A 3,886-nucleotide genomic window follows, 5' to 3' on the forward strand; every position below is an offset into this window, starting at 1 on the left:
GCTCGCCGCCGAGCTGAGCTCGACCCTCACGGCCTGGTCCGAGGAGTCGGCGCCCGCGAGCAGCACCTTGCCGCCGGTCGGGGGCGACCTGCCGTCCGACGCCGTCACGGTGCGGAACCTGCCGGACCAGGGGCTGTCGGCCGGCCGGGTGCCCCATGCCCAGACCGACCTGACGCTGCTCGACGAGCTGACGAGCGGCGACGTCCTCCTCGGTGCCGGGCGTCTCGACGAGGCGGGGGCCGCCTACCGGTCGGCCCTCCGGACAGCGCGCAGGGCCGGCCACCCGCTGCCGGCGCTGCAGGCCATGGTGGGGCTGGCCTCCGTGGCTGCGGGCCGGGAGGACCTCGTCGACATGATGGCGTGGTCCGAGCATGTCCTTGCCGACGCGCGCGGGACGCCGTGGATGGGGGCACCCCGGCTGGTTCCCGCCCTCGTCTTCGCCGGTTGGGGGGCCTTCAACCTCCTCGACGACGCCACCGCGCGTGAGCGCAACCGGGCCGCGCTCGAGCTGCTGACAGCGGTCACGTCGACGACTGGCGCTGCGCTGACCGATACGGCGGCGGGCAGGGCCTCCGACGGGATGTCGACGGCTGCTCGCGGTCTGGAGCAGCTGGGGCGCCTGGCCCGGATGCTCGACGCCAACCTCGACCTCGTCGAGGCGGGCGACCAGCCGGGGACCCGACAGGACGTTGCGGCCAAGGTCATGGCAGGTGCCGGCACCGTGGCGCAGCTGACGATGACTCCCCACATGGCAGTCGCGGAGCTGTCCCGGGCCCACCGGATCGTCTTGCAGGCAGGCTTCCCCCGGCTCGCGCTCGAGGTCGAGCAGCTGTGCTCGGGCCTGCCCGGGGCGGACGCCGACGTCGCGGCGATGGCGGGTCTGCGCCACCTGCACGCCGGGGACGATGCCGCGGCGCGGACGGCGGTTGCCCGGATCCTCGGGGCCGACCCCTCGATGTCCACCCTGCGCGTGTCCCTCACCGCGCACCTCGTCGCTGCGGTGGCAGCCCAGCGCAACGGCCAGCCGACCGTCGCCCACGAGGAGCTCGTCGTCGCCCTGACCCGGGCCGCGCCCCAACGCGCCCTCCGCCTAGTGCTCGAGGTCGCACCCGAAGTCACCGACATCCTGACGGCCGGCGCCGGCCGCTTCGGCGCGCTGGAGCCGTTCGTCCTCGAGCTGCGCGCACACGGGCGTGCGATCGGGGAGGTGCGGGTCGGTACGGTCCTCGACGTGGCCCTCAGCGGGCGTGAGCTGAGTCTGCTGCGCGAGCTGCCCTCCCTGCTCACCGTCGCCGAGATCGCCGCGGCCCGGGCCGTGAGCCGCAACACGGTCAAGACCCAGCTGCGATCGCTCTTCCAGAAGCTCGGGGTGGGGTCCCGGCGCGATGCCGTGGCCGCCGCGCGCCGTCTGGGCCTCCTGTGACGCACGGCTCACCCGCCCGGGGTGACGCCCGGGCAGGGCAGGCGCGGCACGATCGAGACAGGAGCCTCGGCATCGGATCGACGCAGGGAGGGGCGGCGTGCGCTACGAGTTCATCCTGGTCGAACAGATCCCCGACGTCGCCCGCGCTGCGTTCCCGGAGCTGGAGGAGTCGACCGTCGCGACCGGCACCACCGGTTCGGTCATGTTCGGCGACGTCGTCGACGCTCCGCACCTGCACGGCATCCTCGACCGCTTCCAGGACCTCGGGTTCACGCTGCTCGAGCTGCGCCGGCTCCCGGACTGAGGACCGCGGTTCCCGAGCGGCGTCGCCAGCACGCCGCCGAGTCGGAAGCCGTCAGAACGGCCGCGCGAGAGGGATCACCACGACGGCGACGACCAGCCACACCAGCATGACCAGCAGGCCGAGTCGCCAGTAGTCGCCGAAGCGGTAGGCGCCGGGACCCATGATCATCGTGTTGCCCGGGGTGGCGATGGGTGTGACCAGGGACGAGGCTCCGGCGACGGCCACGGGCATGAGCACCGGCTGCACCGAGACCCCTTTCTCCTGGGCCGCCGCGACGGCGATCGGCACGACGATGAGCACCGTCGCCGTGTTGCTGATCACCTGCCCCACGACGGCGGTGAGGGCAAAGAGCGCGACGAGCAGCAGGTAGGGGCGGCCGTTGCCGGAGAGCGCGGTGCTCACGTCCACGAGGCCGGTCGCGTGCAGCGTGAGGCAGCACAGGACAGCCACCGCACCCACGGGCAGGCGGTTCYAGACGAAGAGGGCGACCGTGCCCCGAGGACGACCAGGCTCGTGGTGACCGGGGTCACGGTCCCATCGTCCGCGCGCCGGCGTGTGGCGCGGTCACCCACGAGGGGTGAACCGGGACGAACTGCGAGGCGGCGGCAAGCCGTGGGCGCACGGGGACGAGCGCGCCAGGTCAGCTCGTGCAGCCAGGACGGCTCGATGAGATCAGACCGTTCGACTGGGCCCCGGTGGGTACTGGGCAGGTGGCGGCATCGTCGCTCTTCAACCAGTCAGGGGCGGCGATGGCGTCGACTCGCGTGCCGCGGAGCCTCCGCGGACGGCGAGACGGCACCCGCTCGGGGGATCGGGTGCCGTCCCACTCCCATCATCGCTGTTCAGGGCGGTGCGTTACAGAGAGTCTGCTGGCGTATGCCGTGTCGGGCGTCCCCGGCCGTCGACGGGTTCGGCGGCGTGCTGGGCGCCGTACACAGCCGCCTGGGTGCGTCGCTCGAAGCCGAGCTTGGCGAGCAGCCCGGAGACGTAGTTCTTGACGGTCTTCTCGGCCAGGTGCAGCTGGGCGCCGATCTGGCGGTTCGTGAGGCCCTCCGCGATGAGGTCGAGGATCTCCTGCTCGCGGTCGGTGAGGGAGTGGGCGCCCGGCCAGGGGTCCGCCCGGCCGTCGTGTCCCTGGTGGCCCGGACGGCCGCCGTGGCCCGGGCGTCCGTGGCTGTCGTTGCCGCGGCCATGACTGTCACGCCAGCCGGAGGACAGGTCGGTGTCGGGGCGGCGGATGCGCTCCAGCAGCCGCTCGACGAGGGCCGGGTCGATGAGGGAGTGCCCGGCGGCGACGTGGGCGACGGCCTCGGTCAGGGAGGGCCCACGGATCTGCTTGAGCAGGTAGCCCGCAGCGCCGGCCATGACCGCGGCGAACAGGGCGTCGTCGTCGTCGTAGGAGGTGAGGATGAGGCAGCGGGTGCCGGGGCTGCTGACCTGCACTTCTCGGCAGACGTCGATGCCGCTCCCGTCGGGCAGCCGAGCATCGAGCAGGGCGACCTGTGGCGAGAGCGTGGGGATGCGCCGCAGCGCCTCGGCGGCGGTCCCGGCCTCGCCGACGACCCGGAAGTCGTCGTGCGACTCGAGCAGGTCGACGAGCCCGCGCCTGACGATCTCGTGGTCGTCGAGCAGGAAGACGGTGATCGGCGTCGTCACCTCCCCGGCCGTGCGCTCCATGACAGCACCGTTCCCCTCGCGTCCGTGGTCAGCGTGCACTCACCGTTTCGGGCCCGCGCCCGGCTCGCCAGGTTGTCGAGGCCCCGGTGGGGGCGTCCACCGGGTGCGGCGCTCTTCGGCACCGGTGCGGACCCGTCGTCGATGACCTCGACCGTGACGACAGTGGGGGTCACGACCACGTGGACGTCGACGGCCGAGCAGCTCGCATGCTTGACGACGTTGGTCAGCGACTCTCGCAGCACGGCTGTGACGTCGTGGAGCAGCGGAGGGTCGAGCACGGTCGCCACCGGCCCCTCGAGCCGCAGCGTCGGTTCGAAGCCGAGGCCTGCCGTGGAGGACCGCACGACCTCCAGCAGGACGGCTCGGGGATCCATGGACGACTTCGGCTTCTGCAGTGTGAAGATGGCGGTCCGGATCCGCCGGATCGTCTCGTCGAGGTCCTCGATGGCTCGACCGAGCGCCTCACGCACGGCGGGGTCGAC

The 3,886-nt window shown here is 72.8% G+C and carries 5 protein-coding genes; 2 read left to right on the forward strand and 3 right to left on the reverse strand.

The annotated features are described in order from the left end of the window. Positions 1-1,423 (forward strand): LuxR C-terminal-related transcriptional regulator (locus tag AC1DP0_RS19270; protein WP_478087635.1); only part of this gene is annotated, 1,423 nt, incomplete at its 5' end. A 97-nt stretch (positions 1,424-1,520) separates the two neighbouring features. Then, a complete protein-coding gene (locus AC1DP0_RS19275) occupies positions 1,521-1,727 on the forward strand; it encodes a hypothetical protein (RefSeq protein ID WP_478087637.1) in 207 nt (68 codons plus the stop codon). 51 nt (positions 1,728-1,778) lie between these two features. Here AC1DP0_RS19275 and AC1DP0_RS19280 read toward each other — a convergent pair whose 3' ends face one another. From AC1DP0_RS19280 to AC1DP0_RS19290, 3 genes are all read right to left on the reverse strand, one after another. Further along, positions 1,779-2,186 carry an SLC13 family permease gene (locus tag AC1DP0_RS19280; protein WP_478087639.1) on the reverse strand — a complete coding sequence of 136 codons (408 nt, stop codon included), beginning with the start codon at positions 2,184-2,186 and terminating at the stop codon, positions 1,779-1,781. Positions 2,187-2,582: 396 nt separating this feature from the next. Then, complete coding sequence (locus AC1DP0_RS19285) at positions 2,583-3,404, reverse strand: response regulator (RefSeq protein ID WP_478087641.1); 822 nt, start codon at positions 3,402-3,404, stop codon at positions 2,583-2,585. Further along, positions 3,380-3,886 (reverse strand): sensor histidine kinase (locus AC1DP0_RS19290; RefSeq protein ID WP_478087645.1); only part of this gene is annotated, 507 nt, incomplete at its 5' end. The genes AC1DP0_RS19285 and AC1DP0_RS19290, both read right to left, overlap by 25 nt.

Source organism: Terrabacter sp. P5_B1 (genome assembly GCF_056400505.1).

Coding starts and splice junctions, on each gene's coding strand:
- AC1DP0_RS19285 (WP_478087641.1), bottom strand. CDS start 3,404: ATGGAGCGCACGGCCGGGGAGGTGACGACGCCGATCACCGTCTTCCTG.